At 71.8% G+C, this 19,760-nt stretch carries 16 protein-coding genes and 1 pseudogene; 11 read left to right on the forward strand and 6 right to left on the reverse strand.

All coding sequences use genetic code 11. The features are described 5' to 3' along the window. Positions 1–4 precede the first annotated feature (4 nt). The gene (locus tag ACF09J_RS29745) at positions 5–2,572 is read left to right on the forward strand and encodes an ABC transporter permease (RefSeq protein ID WP_392308547.1); all 2,568 of its coding nucleotides are present in this window, start codon (positions 5–7) and stop codon (positions 2,570–2,572) included. 226 nt (positions 2,573–2,798) lie between these two features. On the opposite strand, the gene ACF09J_RS29750 is transcribed toward ACF09J_RS29745, so the two are convergent. Both ACF09J_RS29750 and ACF09J_RS29755 read right to left on the reverse strand, forming a co-directional pair. Next, positions 2,799–2,960, reverse strand: coding sequence for a hypothetical protein (locus tag ACF09J_RS29750; RefSeq protein WP_392308548.1), 162 nt, complete (start codon positions 2,958–2,960; stop codon positions 2,799–2,801). 41 nt (positions 2,961–3,001) lie between these two features. After that, positions 3,002–3,424 (reverse strand): DUF4259 domain-containing protein, encoded by a 423-nt coding sequence (locus ACF09J_RS29755; protein ID WP_392308549.1) that lies wholly within the window; start codon positions 3,422–3,424, stop codon positions 3,002–3,004. Between the two features lie 330 nt (positions 3,425–3,754). Between ACF09J_RS29755 and ACF09J_RS29760 the strand changes: the two genes are divergently transcribed. Further along, complete coding sequence (locus ACF09J_RS29760; RefSeq protein WP_392308550.1) at positions 3,755–4,174, forward strand: GNAT family N-acetyltransferase; 420 nt, start codon at positions 3,755–3,757, stop codon at positions 4,172–4,174. A 130-nt stretch (positions 4,175–4,304) separates the two neighbouring features. Here ACF09J_RS29760 and ACF09J_RS29765 read toward each other — a convergent pair. Then, positions 4,305–4,616, reverse strand: a pseudogene (locus ACF09J_RS29765) (LLM class flavin-dependent oxidoreductase); the annotation flags it as partial. 201 nt (positions 4,617–4,817) lie between these two features. Here ACF09J_RS29765 and ACF09J_RS29770 point away from each other — a divergent pair. From ACF09J_RS29770 to mug, 8 genes are all read left to right on the forward strand, one after another. Further along, a complete protein-coding gene (locus ACF09J_RS29770) occupies positions 4,818–5,408 on the forward strand; it encodes a YceI family protein (RefSeq protein ID WP_392308551.1) in 591 nt (196 codons plus the stop codon). 396 nt (positions 5,409–5,804) lie between these two features. Then, positions 5,805–5,975 (forward strand): hypothetical protein, encoded by a 171-nt coding sequence (locus ACF09J_RS29775; protein ID WP_392308552.1) that lies wholly within the window; start codon positions 5,805–5,807, stop codon positions 5,973–5,975. A 502-nt stretch (positions 5,976–6,477) separates the two neighbouring features. After that, positions 6,478–9,369, forward strand: coding sequence for an FAD-binding and (Fe-S)-binding domain-containing protein (locus ACF09J_RS29780; protein ID WP_392308553.1), 2,892 nt, complete (start codon positions 6,478–6,480; stop codon positions 9,367–9,369). A gap of 637 nt (positions 9,370–10,006) precedes the next feature. Then, complete coding sequence (locus ACF09J_RS29785; RefSeq protein ID WP_392308554.1) at positions 10,007–11,530, forward strand: hemolysin family protein; 1,524 nt, start codon at positions 10,007–10,009, stop codon at positions 11,528–11,530. Then, positions 11,527–12,555, forward strand: a complete 1,029-nt coding sequence (locus tag ACF09J_RS29790; RefSeq protein WP_392308555.1) for a hemolysin family protein — start codon at positions 11,527–11,529, stop codon at positions 12,553–12,555. Before ACF09J_RS29785 ends, ACF09J_RS29790 begins: the two co-directional genes overlap by 4 nt. Before the next feature lie 60 nt (positions 12,556–12,615). Beyond that, complete coding sequence (locus tag ACF09J_RS29795; protein ID WP_392308556.1) at positions 12,616–13,428, forward strand: SGNH/GDSL hydrolase family protein; 813 nt, start codon at positions 12,616–12,618, stop codon at positions 13,426–13,428. Positions 13,429–13,487: 59 nt separating this feature from the next. Next, a complete protein-coding gene (gene purB / locus ACF09J_RS29800) occupies positions 13,488–14,930 on the forward strand; it encodes an adenylosuccinate lyase (protein ID WP_392308557.1) in 1,443 nt (480 codons plus the stop codon). Continuing rightward, positions 14,927–15,475: a G/U mismatch-specific DNA glycosylase gene (gene mug / locus ACF09J_RS29805; protein WP_392308641.1), complete on the forward strand. Its 549-nt coding sequence runs from the start codon at positions 14,927–14,929 to the stop codon at positions 15,473–15,475. Before purB ends, mug begins: the two co-directional genes overlap by 4 nt. 52 nt (positions 15,476–15,527) lie before the next feature. On the opposite strand, the gene ACF09J_RS29810 is transcribed toward mug, so the two are convergent. Beyond that, complete coding sequence (locus ACF09J_RS29810; protein ID WP_392308558.1) at positions 15,528–15,971, reverse strand: hypothetical protein; 444 nt, start codon at positions 15,969–15,971, stop codon at positions 15,528–15,530. Positions 15,972–16,138: 167 nt separating this feature from the next. On the opposite strand from ACF09J_RS29810, the gene ACF09J_RS29815 reads away from it, so the two are divergent. Beyond that, entirely contained in the window at positions 16,139–17,302 is a 1,164-nt protein-coding gene (locus ACF09J_RS29815; RefSeq protein ID WP_392308559.1) for an ROK family transcriptional regulator, read from the forward strand. A gap of 565 nt (positions 17,303–17,867) precedes the next feature. Here the strand turns inward: ACF09J_RS29815 and ACF09J_RS29820 are convergent. Continuing rightward, entirely contained in the window at positions 17,868–18,629 is a 762-nt protein-coding gene (locus tag ACF09J_RS29820) for a GntR family transcriptional regulator (protein WP_392308560.1), read from the reverse strand. Positions 18,630–18,822: 193 nt separating this feature from the next. Continuing rightward, positions 18,823–19,704, reverse strand: coding sequence for an RNA polymerase sigma-70 factor (locus ACF09J_RS29825; RefSeq protein ID WP_392308561.1), 882 nt, complete (start codon positions 19,702–19,704; stop codon positions 18,823–18,825). Positions 19,705–19,760: the final 56 nt, after the last annotated feature.

Raw genomic sequence — 19,760 nt, forward strand, 5'->3', positions numbered from 1 at the left:
CCCGGTGCTCAAGGCGACCCTGCGCAGCTTCCTGGACCACAGGGGGCGGCTGCTGCTCTCGGCCCTGGCCGTCATCCTGTCCGTGGCCTTCGTCACGGGCAGCCTGATCTTCTCCGACACCGTCGCCCGCACCTTCAACCAGCTCTTCGCCTCCACCGCCGCCGATGTGACGGTGGCCCCCAGGCAGGAGCTGACGTCCGCCCTGCCCACCGGGGTCGTGCAGACCGTGCCCGCCTCCCTCGCCCAGCGGGTGGCCGGGGTCGACGGCGTCGCGGCGACGCACGTGGACGTGGCCGTCCAGAACGCCATGGTCGTCGACAGCCGCAACGAACCGGTCGGCCCGACCACGGGCGCCCCGACCGTCGTCTCCAACTGGCAGGTCACCGACCGCAGCCCGGTCCGGCTGACCTCCGGCCACGCCCCGCACGGCGACGGCGAGGCCACGCTGGACGCCGACACCGCCCGGCACGACGGCGTACGGATCGGAGACATGCTCGCGGTCCAGGCGCAGCCCGGCTCGTTCCGCGTCCGGGTCGTCGGCATCGCCACGTTCACCACCACCAACCCGGGCGCGGCCAGGCTCTTCCTGGACACCCCCACCGCCCAGGCCAGGCTGCTCGGCTCCACCGCCCGGGCGACGAGCATCTCGGTCGACGCGGCCAAGGGCGTCACCGACGTGCAGCTCAAGCAGCGCGTCGGCCAGGCAGTCGGGACCGGCGGCTACGACCTGCGGACCGCCGGCGAGCAGGCCAAGTCGGCCGCCGCCCGGCTCGGCGGATTCGTCAAGATCATCAAGTACGTCATGGTCGGGTTCGCCGGGATCGCGGTCCTCGTCGGCATCTTCCTGATCGTCAACACCTTCTCCATGCTGATCGCCCAGCGCACCCGCGAGCTGGGGCTGCTGCGCGCCCTGGGCGCCGACCGGCGGCAGGTCCGGCGCTCGGTGCTGACCGAGGCGGTGCTGCTCGGCGTGGTCGGCTCCACGGTGGGGCTCGCGGCCGGGATCGGTCTCGCGGCCGGGCTGATCCAGCTCATGAGCGCGTTCGGCATGAACCTGACGGCCACGGCGATGGTCGTCCGGTGGATCACGCCCGTCGCCGCGTACGCGGTCGGCATCGGCGTCACCTTCCTGGCGGCCTACCTCCCGGCCCGCCGCGCCGCCGCCGTCTCGCCCATGGCGGCCCTGGCGGACACCGAGGTGGCCGGGGTGGGCCGGCCGATGCGGGTGCGGGCGCTGACGGGCGCGGGCGTGGGAGCGGCCGGCGCGGCGGCGCTCGCAGGCTGCGCCGCCGCGCACCGGACGGCGACCGCCGCCTCGTTCCTCGGCGTGGGCATCGTCCTCACCCTGGTCGCCGTCGTCGTCGCGGGGCCCCTGCTGGTGCGTCCGCTGATCCGGGTGCTGGGCGGGGCCTTCCCGGCCCTGTTCGGGTCCATCGGGCGGATGAGCCAGCGCAACGCGCTCCGCAACCCGCGCCGCACCGGTGCCACCGCGGCCGCCCTGATGGTGGGCCTGGCCCTGGTCGGCGGGCTGTCCGTGGCCAGTGCCTCCATGACCAACTCCCTGGACCGGCAGATCGACAGGGTGCTGGGCGCCGACTACGTGGTGCAGAACCGCAGCTTCCTGCCGTTCTCCGCGGAGGTCACGCACACGGTGCGCGACACCCCGGGCGCCGGCACAGTCGTACGGCAGCGCCTCGCGGCGGTCGCCATGCGGCTGCCGGACGGCAAACGCGTCGAGACCACCGCCTCCGGGTACGACCCACGGCTCGACGCGGTCGCCCACATCAAGTACGTCCACGGCAACACGGCCACCGCCCTCGCCGACGGGCACATCGCCATGGAGGCCCGCTTCGCCGGGAAGCACGGGGTGCGGGCCGGAACCGTACTGCCCGTGGAGTTCCAGGGCGGACGGCAGGCCCGGCTGACCGTGGCGGCGCTCACCAACCAGGACGCGGCCGAGGGGTTCGGCATCGAGGGCGGCGTGTACTTCGGCATGGGGACCCTGGAGAAGTACGTGCCGAACACCCCGGACGCCGCCCTGTACGTGAACGCCGCACCCGGCACCGGCGCCGGGCAGTTGCGCGCCCACCTCGAGAAGACTCTGGCTCCGTACCCCAATGTGGAGGTGCGCGACCAGGCGGACTACAAGAAGCTCGTCCACGACCAGATCGCGGTCTTGCTCTACCTCGTGTACGCGCTGCTCGCCCTGGCGATCGTCATCGCGGTCCTGGGCGTGGTCAACACCCTCGCACTGTCGGTGGTGGAGCGCACCCGGGAGATCGGTCTGCTGCGGGCCATCGGGCTGGCCCGCCGCCAACTGCGGCGGATGATCCGGCTGGAGTCGGTGGTGATCGCCGTCTTCGGCGCGGTCCTGGGGCTGTCCCTCGGCCTGGTGTGGGGCCTGTGCACTCAGCGGGTGCTGGCCCTCCAGGGCATGAAGGCGCTGGCCATCCCCTGGAGCACCATCGTGGCGGTGGTGGTCGGCGCGGCGCTCGTGGGCGTCGTGGCGGCCCTGCTGCCCGCGCTGCGCGCCTCCCGGATGAACGTGCTGGCGGCGATCGCGCACGAGTGACCGAGCGCGGGGGCGCGCGTCCGGATGCCGAAATCGCGCCCGGCGCGCGGTCATCGCGGGCTTCGACGGGTGAAGGCGGCAGCTTCCAACTGCTCTACGACGGAGGGCGGACCGGAGCGAAAGCTGCGGTTGCTGCAGATCGCTTCCCATTCGGCGGAAGATCGTTTCCCGCTCAAACGGGTGTGAGGGTGCATGGGGCGGATGCCAGTGGTGCGGTCGGGAGGCATCACTGCGAGGGGTCCGAGAGATCAGCTTCGGGACAGGCCCGGGTGACAGCCGCGAGTACGTCGTGTCGTCGGCCGAGCGGGGCCGGGGCGTGGCTGGCGGGGATCTCCTGCACGGAGGTGAGGTCGTCGGGCAGGCGGAGGAGGAGTGCGTCCCAGCTCATGGTGGCCTTCCGGGTAGGACTCGAGGAGCCGTTGCCGTGGGTCAGCTCAGGCTGAGCTGTTTTCCGGGCTGCTGTGGCAGGAGCACGTTCTGCAGGCGGCGGATGTTCGCACGCCAGGGGCCGCCGTCCGACTCGGCCCAAAGGTCCATCAGCTCGGAAGGGTCGGCCATGACACGGTCCAGGGCCTGGAGCGCGAGATCGCGCAGGCCGGTGAGGTCAGGGAGGGGCTCTTCCGGCCCATGGGCAGGATCGGGGGCCTCACCCCCGGGACACTGCGCGGAGACAAGGGCCGCAGCTACGGCTTCCTCGGACTCGGGCGCTTCGAGGTAGCCGGCGGTGTCGATCACACGTATGAGAGCGCCGCGGATGATGCCCTCGCGTTCGCCTGCGGCTGCCTCATCAAGGTCGCCGCAGAAGTCCGCTGCGGTGTCGTTGTCAAAGGGACCGCCATCCCAGGTACCCATACGTCACTCCTGCATCTCGATCTCTGTGTGCGACATTCTGATAGGAGGGACTGACAACGGCGTGCCGTCACGTTCCCGGAACAAGCACAGGAGTGTGGGGTGTTCACAAGCGCATCACACGGGCAGCGCCCCAGCGGGGTGGCCGGGGCCTCGGCTGCATGCGGCGGAGGACGCGGACGCCCCGGCCCCAGGTCCTGACGTGCGCACCCAGCGCTCCTGGGTCGACCCACAGCCGCGCCGCGATGTCGTTGGCGGTGAGCAGCCCGCGATGTCCAGCCTCGGCACGGAAACCGTTCGCCGGACAGGCCGGTGCTCTGCTTGGCTCGCCCCATGAGTGATCTTCGCATCCGCTGCGCCGCCCTCTCGGACATCGACACCGTGCTGCGGTTCTGGCGCGACGCCGCGGAAGGAACGAGCATCAGCGACGACCACGACGGAGTGACCCGACTCATCACCCGAGACCCCGAAGCCCTGCTCCTCGCAGAGTGCGACGGCCTTCTCACTGGAACCGTCATAGCCGGCTTCGACGGATGGCGATGCTCCGCCTACCGACTCGCCGTACACCCCGACCACCGACGGCAAGGCATCGCCACCGCCCTGCTGGAAGCCGCAGAACAACGCTTCACCGCCCTGGGCGGGCGACGCGTCGACGCCATGGTCCTGGAAGCCAACGAACAGGCCCACCGCACATGGGCCGCGGGTGGCTACCACCGCGAGGACCACTGGCGACGCTGGGTCAAACCGCTGTAGGCGATGTTTGTGAGCAGCCAGGCTTCGACGGGAAGGCGGCACCTTCCAACCGCTCCACGACGGGGCGGACCTGGCTGCGCCCGGTGTCAGAGAGCATCGAGTGGTTCGATTGCCTCGGCCAGGAAGAGCGGCGCTCGACCAGGGCGGCGTCGGGCATCGTCGTGATCAGCCCGTCCCCGATCCGCGCCGCGGCCTCGGCCGCCTGCGGACCGAAGGCGGAGACGTCGATGGGCACCGGCTGCTCGGGCAGGGTGTACAGGCGGGCGTTCTCCACGGTGTAGTGCTTGCCACGATGGCTGGTCTGCTCCCCGGTGAACAGCTTCCGGATGATCTGGAGCGCCTCCTCCAGCATCTCCAGGCGCACCGATGTCTCGGGCCACGGGCCGCCCAGGATGTGCTCGCTGAGCGCCTCGCCGGTGCCGGCCTCCAGCCGGAACCGTCCGCCGAGCACGCCACGCCTGCGCGATCACCACGGGAGCGTCCGCACCAGCGGGCACGGCCGCGCCGCCGAACCGCCAGTTGTGGACCTCGATGCCCGCGTGCCGGCCGGGGGCAGGACGGCTCATGCCGGTTCCAGCCGAGCGGCCCGTCATACTGGCGCACCTCAGGTGACACGCCGCACTAATCGCGTAAAGTGAAATTTGTGACATTTAGTGACGGAAGGCATCGGTTCGGGCCGCCGGCCGGCCGCCTGCTGATCAAGACCAGTCGCGCTGGGCTCGGCCGGAAGGCGGGGCACGACCTCACGATCGAGGCCACCCGATGGTCCGGGAACACGATGGTCGTCGCGAGCGATCCCGAGAAGTCGTCGGTGACCGTGACGGTCGAGACGGGATCGCTGACCGTCCTGGAGGGGACGGGAGGACTCAAACCCCTCACCGACGCCGACAAGGAGGAGATCGGGCGGACATTGAAGGGCGAGGGCCTGTTGCACACGGCACAGCATCCAGCCATCACCTTCCGCTCCACGAGCATCACGGGCACGATCGAGTCGTTCGAGATCACGGGGGACCTGACCATCAAGCGCCAGACCCATCCGGTGACCGTGCACGGGGGCAGTGACGGGGATGGGATGGTGTGCGGCTGGGCGACCGTCACCCAGTCCACCTGGGGGATCAAGCCGTACAGCGCGTTCCTGGGCGCGCTGAAACTGGCCGACGACGTCCGGATCGAGTACGCAGTGACCGAACTCGAACCGCTTCCCGGCCCCGGGCAGGCCCCCGAACAGCCGTAGCGGGCAACTTGCCGTTCCGGAGCACAGACGCGCAGCCTGACGTTGTGATCCTCTCCCGCGGCACGCCGGCACACCGGCTCATCGCCGATCACCTCCTCGACGGCCGGATGGAACCAGGTCATGAGATCGGCCGGGGATCGACCAGACCCTCACGCAGGACGCCACCGGCACCCTGGTGATACGGGAACTGGAGGGCTCCTGGACCGGGTGCGCACCGAGGCCGGTGTCAAGTACGTCGACCACAACCCACCCCACCCACATGCCGTACTTCGGCATCCCCGGCAAGACACTGGCGGGGATCCGACTCGCACACGTGCGCCGCCGGCTCGCAAGTGGGATGGAGCGGTCAACGGGATCCTGGAGTATCACCGCCCGGGCCTTGCGGGACTGACCGCCATGGACCGGCACGTCATCGCCAACATGGGTGCCGAGCTGGGCCGCGACGCCGACTTCCGCAAGCTGCCCACCGAGCCGGACGCCGTCTACGACCTCACCGACACGATCGACCTCTCCGCGCTCGAAACTCGAACCGGGCGCGGCCGGTCCTGCTCGTCGCGATTGCAATAATCCTCCGGCTTCAGCTCCCCGGTGTCGGCATCGAGGAACCACTCACGCTCGGTGTCGCGTGTCTGTTCCTCCGTCAGTTCGGCTTTCCGCAGGGCGTCCGGTGCTGCACCCACGAGAATCCCTCCTTCTGGCTGTGGGCGACGGCGCAGCCCCGAAGCACGCCACAGGCCGGACGCCGTTGGAGCGCGGCGGTCACTCCCCCGTGGAGCCCAGGGCCTTGCGCGGAAGAGGAGTTCGCCAAACAGCCGAGCCCGAAGCCCGGCAGCGATCAAAGACCGTTTCGAGCAGATTGAGCCGGATACCCGAATTATTCTACAAGCCCGAATGGTGGTGGTAGCTGGTGCCGGATCGTTCTCAGGCCGAAGGCAGCTTCCCGTCGTCTGCCGGGGAGAGCCTGGTTCGCGATCTGCGTCACACGGTCGGCGGGGAGGTGCGCTTCACCCCTGGGAGTCGAGCGTTGTACGCAAACGACGCTTCGATCTATCGGCAACCCCCGCTGGGCGTGGTGATACCCCGAAACGAGGACGACGTCCTGGCCGCGCTGGAGGTCTGCCGACTGCACGAGGTCCCGGTGCTTGCTCGTGGCTGCGGGACCGGTCTGGCGGGTCAAAGCGTCAATGAGGCGGTGATGATCGACTTCTCCAAGTACCTGAACCGCATCATCGAGGTCGATCCGGATCGGCGCACCGCCCGGGTGCAGCCGGGCGTGATCTGCGACCAGCTGCGTGAGGCCGCCGCGGTGCACGGCCTGACCTTCGCGCCCGACCCCGCCACGCACGACCGCTGCACGCTCGGCGGAATGATCGGCAACAACTCCTGCGGAACCCACTCCGTCATGGGCGGGAAGACCGTGGACAACGTCCTCGCCCTCGACGCGCTGACCTACGACGGCACCCGCATGAGGCTCGGTCCCACGACGCCCCAGGACTTCGAGTCGATCGTCCGTGCCGCAGGACGTGCCGCGCAGATCCACCGCGGGCTGGCGGAGTTGCGGGACCGCTACGCGCAGCTGATCAGGGACCGCTATCCCGCCATTCCGCGCCGGGTCTCCGGCTACAACCTGGATGACCTGCTCCCGGAGAAGGGGTTCGACACGGCGAAGGCTCTGGTGGGCTCGGAGTCCACCTGCGCTCTGGTTCTCGGGGCGACGGTGCGGCTCGTGCCCGATCCGCCCCGGCACTCCCTGCTGGTGGCCGCGTACCCCGACGCGTGCGCCGCAGCGGACGCCGTGCCGGAGCTGCTCGACACCGAGCTGATCGCGCTCGAGTGCTTCGATGCCGGCGTCATCTCCAACCTCGACGCGCACGACGTCCACCTGCCCGGCACCAACGAGCTGCCGCCCGGGGGCGCCTGGCTGCTCGCCGAGTACGGCGGCGACACCCAGCAAGAGGCGGACGCGAAGGCCCACGCCGCCGCGCGGGTCCTGTCCACCTCTGACAACGTTTCGGTGGAGAGTGACCCGGCCCGGCAGAGCGACATCTGGGAGGTGCGTCGCAGCACCATCGAGTACACGCGCATCCCCGGCCGCCATTCGGGGCTGGCGGGCTGGGAGGACGCCGCGGTGGCCCCGGAGCGGCTCGGCGACTATCTGCGGGACTACTGCGCACTGGTGGAGCGCTCCGGATACCACACCGTTCTGTTCGGCCACTTCGGCCAGGGCTGCGTCCACAACCGCCTCGACCTGGACATCGCCACCGCCGACGGCATCGACCGGTTCCGCCGTTTCATCGACGAGGCCGGCGACCTCGTCGTCTCCTACGGCGGTTCCCTGTCGGGCGAGCACGGCGACGGGCAGCTGCGCGCCAACCAGCTGGGCAAGATGTTCGGCCCCGAGCTCGTGCGAGCCTTCCGCGAGTTCAAACACCTCTTCGACCCCGATGGGCGGATGAACCCGGGCAAGGTGGTGGACCCCTACCGGCCCGACCAGAACCTGCGACTCGGCCCGGACTACCGTCCGCCAAGCGTACGTACGCATTTCGCTTTCCCCGAGGACGAGAAGGGCTTCGCGGACGGAGTCAACCGCTGCTTCGGGATCGGCAAGTGCCGCCGCCTCTCCGGCGGCACGATGTGCCCCAGCTTCATGGTCACCAGGGAGGAGCAGCACACCACACGCGGCCGTTCCCGCCTGCTGTTCGAGATGATGCGGGGCGCGCAGGACGACCCGCGCCGCCTGTGGCGCGACGAGGCCGTCAAGGAAGCCCTGGATTTGTGCCTGTCCTGCAAAGGGTGCAAGGGCGACTGTCCGGTCGACGTCGACATGGCCACCTACAAGGCGGAGTTCCTCGCCCACTACTACGCGCACCGGCTGCGCCCGCGCGCGGCCTACGCCCTCGGCCTCATCCCCCTCTGGGCGCGTCTGGCCGGCCGCGTCCCCGGCGCGGCCAACACCCTCACCCACGCGCCCGTCGTGAACGGACTGGCCAAGCGGGCTGCGGGGGTGGCCAAGGAACGGGAGGCGCCCGGCTTCGCGTCCCGTCGCTTCGGTCCCTGGTTCGCCGAGCGCGCTCCGAACGGTGCCTCGCCCGACGGGCCGGAGGTCGTCCTTTGGCCGGACACCTTCACCAACTACTTCGCACCTGAGGTGGGCATCTCCGCGGTCGAGGTCCTTCAGGCGGCGGGCTTCACCGTTCGCCTGCCCCGCCGTGAGCTGTGCTGCGGCCGCCCGCTGTACGACTACGGCATGCTGTCCACCGCGAAGCGGTGGCTGCGGGCCGCTCTGGAGGAACTGCGCGAGCCCATCCGGGCCGGTACGCCCCTGGTGGGTCTGGAGCCGAGCTGTCTGGCGGTCTTCCGTGACGAACTGGTCAATCTCTTTCCCCACGACATGGACGCCCGGCGGCTGGCCCAGCAAAGCCTGACCCTCAGTGAGCTCCTCACCCGCCACGGCTACCAGCCACCGCAACTGCACCGGCGTGCTCTGGTCCAGGCACACTGCCACCACCAGGCGGTCATGGGTTTCGACGCCGAACTGGACCTGCTCGCCGCCATGGGGCTCGACGTGGAGCGGCCGGACTCCGGCTGCTGCGGCATGGCGGGCAGCTTCGGCTACGAACACGGCGAGCGGTACGAGGTCTCCCTGAAGGCCGGGGAGCGCGTGATCCTGCCCCGCGTGCGGGAGACACCCAAGGACACTCTGGTCATCGCCGACGGGTTCAGCTGCCGCGAACAGATCGCCCAGGGCACCGACCGCCGCCCGCTCCACCTCGCCCAGGTCCTGCGGATGGCACTGCACGAGGGCCCCGAGGGCACGCCGGGCGACTACCCGGAGCGGGGCTGGTACGAGCCGCCGCCCCGGGCCGACAAAGCGGTCGCTCTCACCGCGGCCGCGGCCACGGCAGGCGCCGCGCTGCTCCTGGGCGCGCTGCGCGACCGACATGACAGGCCACGACAGTAGGAAGGCGCATGGCTCGCGATCGGCAAGGCAGCATCGACCGTCGCGGACCGCCTGCGCGACCGCGCCGACCCTGACCAACCCGGCAGCTGAGCTCCGGAAAGGTCCGGCGACATCACCACTTCGAAGGCAAATGACCGCTGTCGGTACGACGCATGTATCTGGTGCAGGGTGCGTTCAGGCTCTCGTTCCGGCCGAGGACCGGGAGAGCTGGGCGGGCGATGACGGCGACCGAGCCCTGGCATCCGCGCCTGACCGCGCGGCGCTTCGAGCGGGTGATGTTCGCGTGGCAGCGCAGCTGATGGCGGCCGCAACGACCACGACGGGGTGGCCCGCCTCATCACACGGGACCCGAAGCCCTGCTCCTCGCAGAGCGTGACGGCCTGCTCACCGGAAACCGTCATAGCCGGCTTCGCACCACGCCTGGCGGGCGGCGGGCTACGCGCCGGAGGAGCGGTGGCCTCGCCGGGTGAAGCCCCTGAGGGACTGAGTGCGACCCTTTCTTTGCGCTTCCTTTACTATTGGGGGACACCCGGTCATCCATGAAAGGTTGTGAGCGTCCGCCCATGGGCGAGCCTCCCCGAGCGCGACACAGCGCGCCTGACCCTGTCCTGCCCGACCATGGGACGGGGGTGACCCGATGACCGAAGTGCTCCTGTTGCTGGTGGCGGTGCTGCTCTGTCTCGCCTGCGGCGCCTTCGTCGCGGCCGAGTTCTCGCTGACGACCGTCGAGCGCGGTGCCCTGGAGCGAGCGGCCGAGCGCGGTGAGCGCGGGGCCGCCGGTGCCCTGAAGGCCGTACGGAACCTGACCTTCCAGCTCTCCGGGGCGCAGCTCGGCATCACCGTCACCAATCTGGTGGTCGGCATGCTCGCCGAACCGTCGATCGCCAAGCTGATCGCGGGTCCGATCCAGGCAGTCGGACTGTCCCGGTCCGCGGCGACCTCGCTGGCACTGGTCCTGGGCACGGCCCTGTCCACGGTGTTCCTGATGATCGTCGGCGAGCTGGTGCCCAAGAACTGGGCGATCTCCTCGCCGCTCGCGGTGGCCAGGCGGGTGGGCAGCCCGCAGCGCTGGTTCAGCGCCGCCTTCCGCCCCTTCATCACCCATCTCAACAGCACGGCGAACCGCCTGGTGCGCCGGCTCGGTGTGGAGCCGGCCGAGGAGCTCGCCTCCGCGCGCGGTCCCCAGGAGCTCGCCGCCCTGGCCCGGCACTCGGCCAAGGCGGGCGCCCTGGAGGCCGACACCGCCGAGCTGTTCGTACGGACCCTCAACCTGGCGGACCTGACCGCGGAGAACGTGATGACCCCGCGCGTCCAGGTCGTGGCCCTCGACGCCCGGGCGACCTGCGAGGACGTGGCGAACGCGACCCGCGCGACCGGGCTGTCCCGTTTCCCTGTCCACGAGGGCGGCCTCGACTCGGTCGTGGGCACCGCCCACATCAAGGACGTGCTGGCGATACCGGCCGAACGCCGTACCCGCACGCGGGTCTCCGAGATCATGCGCGAGCCGCTCCTGGTTCCCGAGTCGCTGACCGTCGACCGGCTGCTCGACCGGCTCTCCGGCAAGCGCACGATGGCGGTCGTCATCGACGAGTACGGCGGCACCGCGGGCGTGGCGACACTGGAGGACATCGTCGAGGAGGTCGTCGGCGAGGTGCGCGACGAGCACGACCCGCACGAGACGCCCGACCTCGCCCCGGCCGGTGCCGACGAGGAGGGCCGCGCCCTGTACTCGGCGGACGGCTCCGCGCGGGTGGACCAGCTCGCGCGGGTCGGGCTGCGGGTGCCGGAGGGCCCGTACGAGACGCTGGCCGGCCTGATCGCCACCGAGCTCGGCCGGATACCGGAGACCGGCGACATCCTCCAGACCGCCGGCTGGCGACTCGACGTGGTGGACTCGACCGGCCACCGGGCGGCGCGCGTACTGCTGCACGCGCCGCTGGACGACGAGCGGGTGGCGTACGCCGAGGAACACCGCGACCAGGGCGAGGGAGGCAAGCACCGCCGGGACGGCGATGACCGCGAGCACCGCCAAGAGGGCGAGGTGCGCCGGGACCGCGATGACCGCGACCACCGCGAGAGCGGTGAACGCGGTGGCGGGTCCGTGTCGTGGGGCGGGCATCCGTGCGATGACGGGCGCGACGAGGGGAGGGCCGGGCGGTGACTGGCGTGCAGATCCTGATCGGGCTGGCGTCCCTGGTCGTCAACGCCTTCTTCGTGGGCGGCGAGTTCGCGCTGATCTCGGTGCGCCGCAGCCAGGTCGAGCCGTACGCCGAGGAGGGCGACCGGCGCGCCCGCAGCGTGCTGTGGGGCCTGGAGCACGTGTCCGCGCTGCTGGCCGCGGCGCAGCTCGGCATCACCCTGTGCACCCTGGTCCTCGGTGTGGTCGCCGAGCCGGCGATCGCGCACCTGCTGGAGCCGGCGTTCCACGCGGTCGGCGTGCCCCCGGGGGCGGGCCACGCGGTGTCGTTCGTGATCGCACTCGCCCTGGCGACGTATCTGCACATGCTGCTGGGCGAGATGGTGCCGAAGAACGTCGTGCTCGCGGAGCCGGTGCGCAGCGCGCTGCTGCTCGGACCGCCTCTGGTCGCGCTGTCCCGGGCCCTGCGCCCGGTGATCTTCACGGTGAACGCGTTCGCGAACAGCCTGCTCAAACTGCTGCGGGTGGAGGCCAAGAGCGAGGTCTCGTCGACCTTCACGGACGCGGAGCTGGCCCAGATCGTCAAGGACGCCAGCGCGGCCGGACTCATCGACGACCGCGCGCAGGAGCGGCTGCACGACGCGCTGGAGCTGGGCAGCCGGCCGGTGCGCGACGTGGTGCTCCCGCTGGAGCGGGTCGTCCACGCGTCCGTGGGAGTCACCCCCGAGCAGTTGGAACGGCTGTCGGCCGAGTCCGGCTTCTCGCGCTTCCCCGTGGTCGACGAGGAACGCCACATCGTCGGCTACCTGCATGTGAAGGACGCCCTGGACGCCTCGCCGCAGGAAGAGCCGTTCCGGCTGCGGGACATGCGGCCGATCGCCCGGGTCCGCGAGGGCACGCCGCTGGACGACGTGCTCACCGCGATGCGCGGCAGCCGTACGCACCTGGCGGCCGTCCTCGGGGCCGACGACCGGCTCGCGGGCCTGGTGACGATGGAGGACGTGCTGCGGGAGCTGTTCGGACCGGCGGGGGTGACCGGAACGGCCTGACGGGATACCGACCGACCGCTTGGTACGGCGCCGGCCCGCCCGGATACCATCGCTCACGCCATGCAGACGAATCCCACATACACCAGCCTGGTCACGGTCGGCGACTCCTTCACCGAGGGCATGTCGGACCTGCTGCCCGACGGTTCGTACCGCGGCTGGGCGGACCTCCTCGCGGCGCGGATGGCCGCCCGCACGCCCGGCTTCCGGTACGCCAACCTCGCCGTGCGCGGCAAGCTCATCAGGCAGATCGTCGACGAGCAGGTGGAGGCGGCGGCGGCCATGCGGGCCGACGTCGTGACCCTGGTGGGCGGCCTCAACGACACGCTGCGGCCCAAGTGCGACATGGGCAGGGTCACCGGGCTGCTCACGGAGGCGGTGGAGCGGCTGGCGCCGTCGTGCGAGCGGCTGGTGCTGATGCGCAGCCCCGGCCGGCGGGGCCCCGTCCTCGAGCGCTTCCGGCCGCGCATGGAGGAGTTGTTCGCCTGCGTCGACGAGCTCGCCGCACGGCACGGCGCGCTGGTCGTCGACCTGTACGGGGCGCCGTCGCTCGCCGACCCGCGGCTGTGGGACGTGGACCGGCTGCACCTGACCGCCGAGGGCCACCGCCGGGTCGCGGAGGCGGTGTGGCAGAAGCTCGGCCACGAACCCGAGGACACCGAGTGGCACACGCCCATGCCGGCGACCGCGCCTCCGGACTGGCTCACCCGCCGCGTCGCGGACGCCCGCTTCGCCCGGCAGCACCTGCTGCCGTGGATAGGGCGGCGCCTGACCGGCCGTTCCTCCGGCGACGGCCGCCCCGCGAAGCGGCCCGAGCTGCTGCCCTACGAGGACCCGGCGCAGCCCCCGACGGCGGCCGACGCGGAGCTCTCGTAGCTTCCCACGAGCACCCCCGCGACGCTGGCCTGCACGAATCGCCAGTAGAATCCGTCTACGTGACTTCAGCGCCCGCCAAGCCCCGCATCCCGAACGTCCTCGCCGGACGTTACGCCTCCGCCGAGCTCGCCACGCTCTGGTCGCCCGAGCAGAAGGTCAGGCTGGAACGGCAGCTCTGGCTCGCCGTGCTGCGCGCCCAGAAGGACCTCGGTATCGAGGTGCCGGACGAGGCGATCGCCGACTACGAGCGGGTCCTCGACCAGGTCGACCTGGCCTCGATCGCGGAGCGCGAGAAGGTCACCCGGCACGACGTGAAGGCGCGGATCGAGGAGTTCAACGACCTCGCCGGGCACGAGCACGTGCACAAGGGCATGACCTCCCGCGACCTGACGGAGAACGTCGAGCAATTGCAGATCCGGCAGTCGCTGGAGCTGATGCGCGACCGTACGGTGGCCGTCCTCGCCCGGCTGGGCAGGCTGGCCGCCGAGTACGGCGAGCTGGTCATGGCCGGCCGCTCGCACAACGTCGCCGCGCAGGCCACCACCCTCGGCAAGCGTTTCGCGACCGCGGCGGACGAACTGCTGGTGGCCCACGGCCGGGTCGAGGAACTGCTGGGCCGCTACCCGCTGCGCGGCGTCAAGGGCCCGGTGGGCACGGCCCAGGACATGCTGGACCTGCTCGGCGGCGACACGTCGAAGCTCGCGGAGCTGGAGCGGCGCGTCGCCGGGCACCTGGGCTTCTCGCGGGCGTTCACGTCGGTCGGCCAGGTCTACCCGCGCTCGCTGGACTACGAGGTCGTCACCGCGCTGGTGCAGCTCGCGGCGGCGCCCTCGTCGCTGGCGAGGACGATCCGGCTGATGGCCGGGAACGAGCTGGTCACCGAGGGCTTCAAGCCTGGCCAGGTCGGCTCCTCCGCGATGCCGCACAAGATGAACACCCGCTCCTGCGAGCGCGTCAACGGCCTGATGGTGATCCTGCGCGGCTACGCCTCGATGACCGGCGAACTGGCGGGCGACCAGTGGAACGAGGGCGACGTGTCCTGCTCGGTGGTGCGCCGGGTCGCGCTGCCGGACGCGTTCTTCGCGCTGGACGGCCTGCTGGAGACGTTCCTGACGGTGCTCGACGAGTTCGGCGCCTTCCCCGCGGTGATCGCCCGCGAGCTGGACCGCTACCTGCCGTTCCTGGCCACCACCAAGGTGCTGATGGGCGCCGTGCGGGCCGGGGTCGGCCGCGAGGTCGCCCATGAGGCGATCAAGGAGAACGCCGTCGCGACCGCGCTCGCCATGCGCGAGCAGGGCGCCGAGCGCAACGACCTGCTCGACAAGCTGGCCGCCGACGACCGCCTCCCGCTGGACCGCGCCCGGCTGGACGCGCTGATGGCCGACAAGCTGTCCTTCACCGGCGCGGCCGCCGACCAGGTCGGCGTGGTCGTGGGCCGGATCGAGGAGATCGTGAAGCAGCACCCGGCGGCCGCGGCCTACACGCCGGGGGCGATCCTCTGACCCGTTTCACCCCGGCGGAGCTCGAGGCCGCCCGCGACCGTCCGGTCCCGGATGTCGTCGCGGACGGCCTGCGCGTGCTGTTCTGCGGTATCAACCCCGGTCTGATGACGGCCGCGACCGGCCACCACTTCGCCCGGCCGGGCAACCGGTTCTGGCCGGTGCTGCACCGGTCGGGGTTCACCCCGAGGCTGATGAGGCCGGCGGAGCAGGGCGAATTGCTGTCGTACGGGCTGGGCATCACGAACGTCGTCGAGCGGCCGACGGCCCGGGCGCAGGAGCTGACGCCCCAGGAGTACCGCGAGGGCGGACGGCTGCTGGCGCTGAAGGTGGCGCGGCTGCGGCCGAGGTGGCTGGCCGTGGTGGGCGTCACCGCGTACCGGGCGGCCTTCGGCGACCGTACGGCCCAAGTGGGGCCGCAGGAAAGGACGTTCGGTGACACGCGGGTGTGGGTGCTGCCCAACCCGAGCGGGCTGAACGCGCATTGGACGGCCGAGACGATGGCCGAGGAGTTCGCACGGCTGAGGGTGGCGGCGGAGGCGTCGTAGCCGCGGAGTTCGGACGGCTGGGAGTGGCCGTGGAGGCTCCCTGGCGGCCGGATCACGGCGGATCCACGTCGGTGACGACCGCCAGGAGCTGGAACGGCAGCTCCTTGTCCCAATGGGAGACCCCGAGCGCTATCCACGGGCCGGTCTCGTCCGCCCGCCACAGCTGGACGTCCGGTACATGCCCGCTGAGCGAGGCCCACGGCTCGGGCACCTCCTCATCCGAAAAGGTGCGTTCGAGCACGCTGTACAGGCTGAACACCTGCGGCGGGCCCCAGCGCCCGGTGAGCCGCTCCCCCAGTCCGTCCCGGTCGACTTCGTACTGCTCCGCCGTCGCCTCCCGCCGGCTGCCGTCGTCCTCCCAGAAGTCGTCGCTCGTCTCCAACTCGGCCATGCGGTAACCGGGTCCGGCCGTGCCGAGGTCCGTCCTGGTGCGCTGGGCGGGATACTCCCCGCGGCGCAGCCGGTCGATGACGGCGAGAGCCTTCGCGATGTCCATGTGCTCCAGTAAAGCGGCCCCCACTGACAACTGGCGGGGCGTCAGCGACCGCGTCCCGGCCGGGCGGCGCTGCTCCGCCGCGTGCCCGTGCCGTGCCCGGCGCTCGCCGCCCCGGTCCGCGCCGAGTACGATCCGCCCAACACGCGCACGAGCTGGGAGGACGGACGGTGGGGCGGCTGACCGGCGGGGATCCCTCGCTGCTGCGAAGGATCAACTCCGCGGTGGTGCTGCACGCGCTGCGTGCCACGGACTGCGCGACGCTCACGGAGATCACCCGGGTGACGGGACTGTCCCGGCCGACGGTCGAGGGCGTCGTGGAGGGTCTGATCGAAGCGGGACTCGTCGTCGAGACGGCGGCCGAGGAGGGCGCCGCCCGACGGCAGGGACGGCCCGCGCGCCGGTTCCGGTTCCGGGCCGAGGCCGGGCATCTGCTGGGCCTCGAGATCGGCGCGCACCGAGTCGCCGCGCTGCTGGCCGATCTGGACGGCCGCGTGGTGGGCGCCCAGGCCAAGGACGTGGAGGAGACCGCCGAGGCGGACGAGCGGCTGGAGCGGCTGCGCGGCGCGGTCGCCGAGCTGCTGCGCAGGGCCGGTGTCCCGCGCAGCTCGCTGCGGGCCGTCGGGGTCGGCACGCCCGGGATCGTCGAGGCGGACGGCACGGTGCGGCTGGGCACCGCGCTGCCCGGGTGGACCGGCCTGCACCTGGGTGAACGGCTGAGCCGTTCGTTCAAGTGCCCGGTGCTGGTCGAGAACGACGCGAACGCGGCGGCGGTGGCCGAGCACTGGAAGGGCGCCGCCACCGAGTCCGACGACATGGTCTTCGTACTGGCGGGGCTGAGCCCGGGCGCCGGTTCGCTGATCGGCGGGCGGCTGCACCGCGGGTTCGGCGGGGCCGCGGGTGAGATCGGGGCGCTGCACCTGCTGGGCCGGGAGGCGACCCCAGAGACGCTGCTGTCGACGACGGACCAGCCGCTGCATCCGCTGGACGAGCGGGCGGTGGCCGAGGTCTTCGCGCTGGCCCGCCGGGGTGACCGGCGGGCCGGCGCGGCCGTCGAGCGGTTCATTCAGCGGCTCGTGCACGACGTGGCCGCGCTGGCGCTGGCCCTGGACCCGGAACTCGTCGTCATCGGCGGCTGGGCGGCGGGGCTGGACGGCGTACTGGAGCCGCTGCGGCGCGAACTGGACCGCTACTGCCTGCGGCCGCCCAGGGTGACCCTGTCCATCCTCGGCGAGGCGGCCGTGGCGACGGGCGCGCTGCGGCTGGCCCTCGACCACGTCGAGGAGGAGCTGTTCGCGGTGGAGAGCACGGTGACGACCCGGCGGTCATGGTGAGGGGCCGCCCGGTCCCGGTGACGGCCCGCCCGGTCCCGGTCCCGGTGACGGGCCGGAGGGCACGGTGACGGGCCGGAGGGCACGGTGACGGGCCGGAGGGCACGGTGACGGGCCGGAGGGCACGGTGACGGGCCGGAGGGCACGGTGACGGCCTGCCAGTCCCGGTGAGGGCCGACCACTCGCGGTGAGGGGGCCGGTCCGGTTGACGGGCCGCCGTGGGGGCACCGTCGGGAGGTCCCCCTTCCAGTGACGGCCACCCACGCCCGGTGCGTGGGCGCCCACCGGTAACGAGCCGCCGCGAGAGCCCGCCGCGCAGGGGCCTCCTCCCAGAGACAGCCAACCCGCCCCCGGTGCGGGGCTGCCCCTCCCGGTAACAAACCACCGCGAGCGGCCGCCGTCAGGGAGTCCGCCTCTCCCAGTGACGGCCACCGGCGCCCGGTGACGGGCCGCCGTGACGGGTCCGGGGTCCGCCCCTCCAGTTACGGCCGACCCTTCCCCCGTGACGGCCCGCCGCCGAAGGCGGATCCCGCCGGGCAGGAGACCTGCCGGCCAGGGGCCCCGTCGGCTAGGACGCCTGCCGGTGCGGGCCGTGGTGTATTTCCACCCCGCCCGAGTCCCCGAAGGTGAGCCGGCAGGTGTCGGCGCGGTACGTGGCGACGGAGATCGCGGCCGTGCGTCCCTGGACGGCGAAGCGGGTGGTGACGACGAGGACGGGGGCGCCGGGCAGTCGGTCCAGCTCCTTGGCGTCGTCCGCGCGCGCCGAGCCCAGCTCGACCGAGCGTTCCTGGCCCTCCAGTTCGAGGCGGTGAAGTTCGCGCAGCACGGCACGCGCGCGTGCGGGCCCGGACGGCGCGTCGATCGCGCTGAGGTCGGGCACCGAGGCGTCCGGAACGTAGAGCAGCTCGGCGGCGACCGGCTGGCCGTGGCTCATCCGGGAGCGGCGCACCATGTGCACGGGCTCCTCGTGGCCGGTCTCCAACGCGTCGGCGATCGCGGCCGGCGGCACGGCCCGGCTGCAGTCGACGCTCTGCCAGGCGTCGCCGGACGCTCCCGGCCAGGCATGCTGCTCGGTGCCGACGGCCACACCCACGCGTGGCGGTGCGACGGTCGTACCGACACCGCGGCGGCGCTGCAGCCGTCCCTCCAGCTCAAGCTGCTCCAGCGCCTGGCGCAGCGTGGCGCGGGCCACCCCGAAGCGGGCGGCGAGCTCTCGTTCGTTGGGCAGGATCTCGCCCACTGAGAACTCGGAATCCAGTGCCTCGCTGAGCACGGTCTTGAGATGCCAGTACTTCGGCTCCGGCACCGATTCCAGCTGCGTGGTCCCCACCCTGTCCTCCGCAATCGCCGTGATCCGGGCCGCGTTTTAGCGCCCTTGTTTATTAAAGGTTGTTGTACTTATCTGCGACGATAAGGCGACCCCCACCCTTGGTCAAGACCAATCCTCGTTCCCTCGGACGGCGCACAGGAGCATGTCGCGCGGTGTTCACAAGCCGTTCGCACGGCGCCGGGGCCGGATGGGCTCAGGCGATCAGGGACCGAAGTTTGTCCGGGTTGCGGACGATGTAGACCGCCTGGACCCGTCCGTCGGCCACGTCGAGCTGGAAGACGCTGTCGGGCTCGCCCCCGGACAGGACCAGCACGGCGGGGCCGCCGTTGACCTCCAGGAAGCGGACGGACGGGTCCGGGATTCCCTTGTGCGCCACGCCGGCCAGGAACCGGCCCACCTTGTCGGCGCTCTCCAGGACCCGCAGCGGCGCCCTGGCCTTGCCGCCGCTGTCGCCCACCAGGCGGGCGTCGGGCGCGAGCAGCGCCATCAGCCCCTCCAGGTCGCCGCCCGTCGCGGCGGCCAGGAACCGCTCGGTGAGGTCGCGCCGCTGGGCGGGGTCGGCCTCGTAGCGCGGCCGCCGTTCGCCGACGTGCCTGCGGGCCCGGCCGGCCAGTTGGCGCACCGCGGGCTCGCCGCGGTCGAGCAGGGCGGCGATCTCCGCGTACGGATAGCCGAAGGCCTCTCTCAGGACGAAGACCGCGCGCTCCAGCGGCGACAGCGTCTCCAGGACGACCAGCACGGCGAGCGACACGGAGTCGGCGAGGACGGCCCGCTCCTCCGCGTCAGGGACGGTCTGCGCGAGATCCGTGACCAGCGGCTCCGGCAGCCAGGGGCCGACGTACGACTCGCCGCTCGCCTTGATCCGGCGGAGCCGGTCGATGGCGAGCCGGGTGGTGACCCGCACCAGGTAGCCGCGCGGCTCGCGCACCGCGCTCCGGTCGGCGGCGGACCAGCGCAACCAGGCCTCCTGGAGCACGTCCTCGGCGTCCGCCACCCGCCCGAGCATGCGGTAGGCGACACCCATGAGGACGGGGCGGTGCTCTTCGAAGACTTCGGTCCCGGTATCGATGGTCACGCACTCATCCCAGCCGAATGCCCGCGTTCGTGTCCAGGCGCGCCGGCTGGAGCGGG

It is taken from the genome of Streptomyces sp. NPDC014889, from assembly GCF_043081205.1.
In the GTDB taxonomy this organism is placed as follows: domain Bacteria; phylum Actinomycetota; class Actinomycetes; order Streptomycetales; family Streptomycetaceae; genus Streptomyces.

What these genes read in the sequence shown, in the direction of transcription:
- ACF09J_RS29750 (WP_392308548.1), bottom strand. Translation starts at nt 2,960, where the DNA reads ATGAGCTGGGACGCACTCCTCCTCCGCCTGCCCGACGACCTCACCTCC.
- ACF09J_RS29755 (WP_392308549.1), bottom strand. Translation starts at nt 3,424, where the DNA reads ATGGGTACCTGGGATGGCGGTCCCTTTGACAACGACACCGCAGCGGAC.
- ACF09J_RS29760 (WP_392308550.1), top strand. Translation starts at nt 3,755, where the DNA reads ATGAGTGATCTTCGCATCCGCTGCGCCGCCCTCTCGGACATCGACACC.
- ACF09J_RS29775 (WP_392308552.1), top strand. Translation starts at nt 5,805, where the DNA reads ATGGACCGGCACGTCATCGCCAACATGGGTGCCGAGCTGGGCCGCGAC.
- ACF09J_RS29785 (WP_392308554.1), top strand. Translation starts at nt 10,007, where the DNA reads ATGACCGAAGTGCTCCTGTTGCTGGTGGCGGTGCTGCTCTGTCTCGCC.
- ACF09J_RS29795 (WP_392308556.1), top strand. Translation starts at nt 12,616, where the DNA reads ATGCAGACGAATCCCACATACACCAGCCTGGTCACGGTCGGCGACTCC.
- ACF09J_RS29810 (WP_392308558.1), bottom strand. Translation starts at nt 15,971, where the DNA reads ATGGACATCGCGAAGGCTCTCGCCGTCATCGACCGGCTGCGCCGCGGG.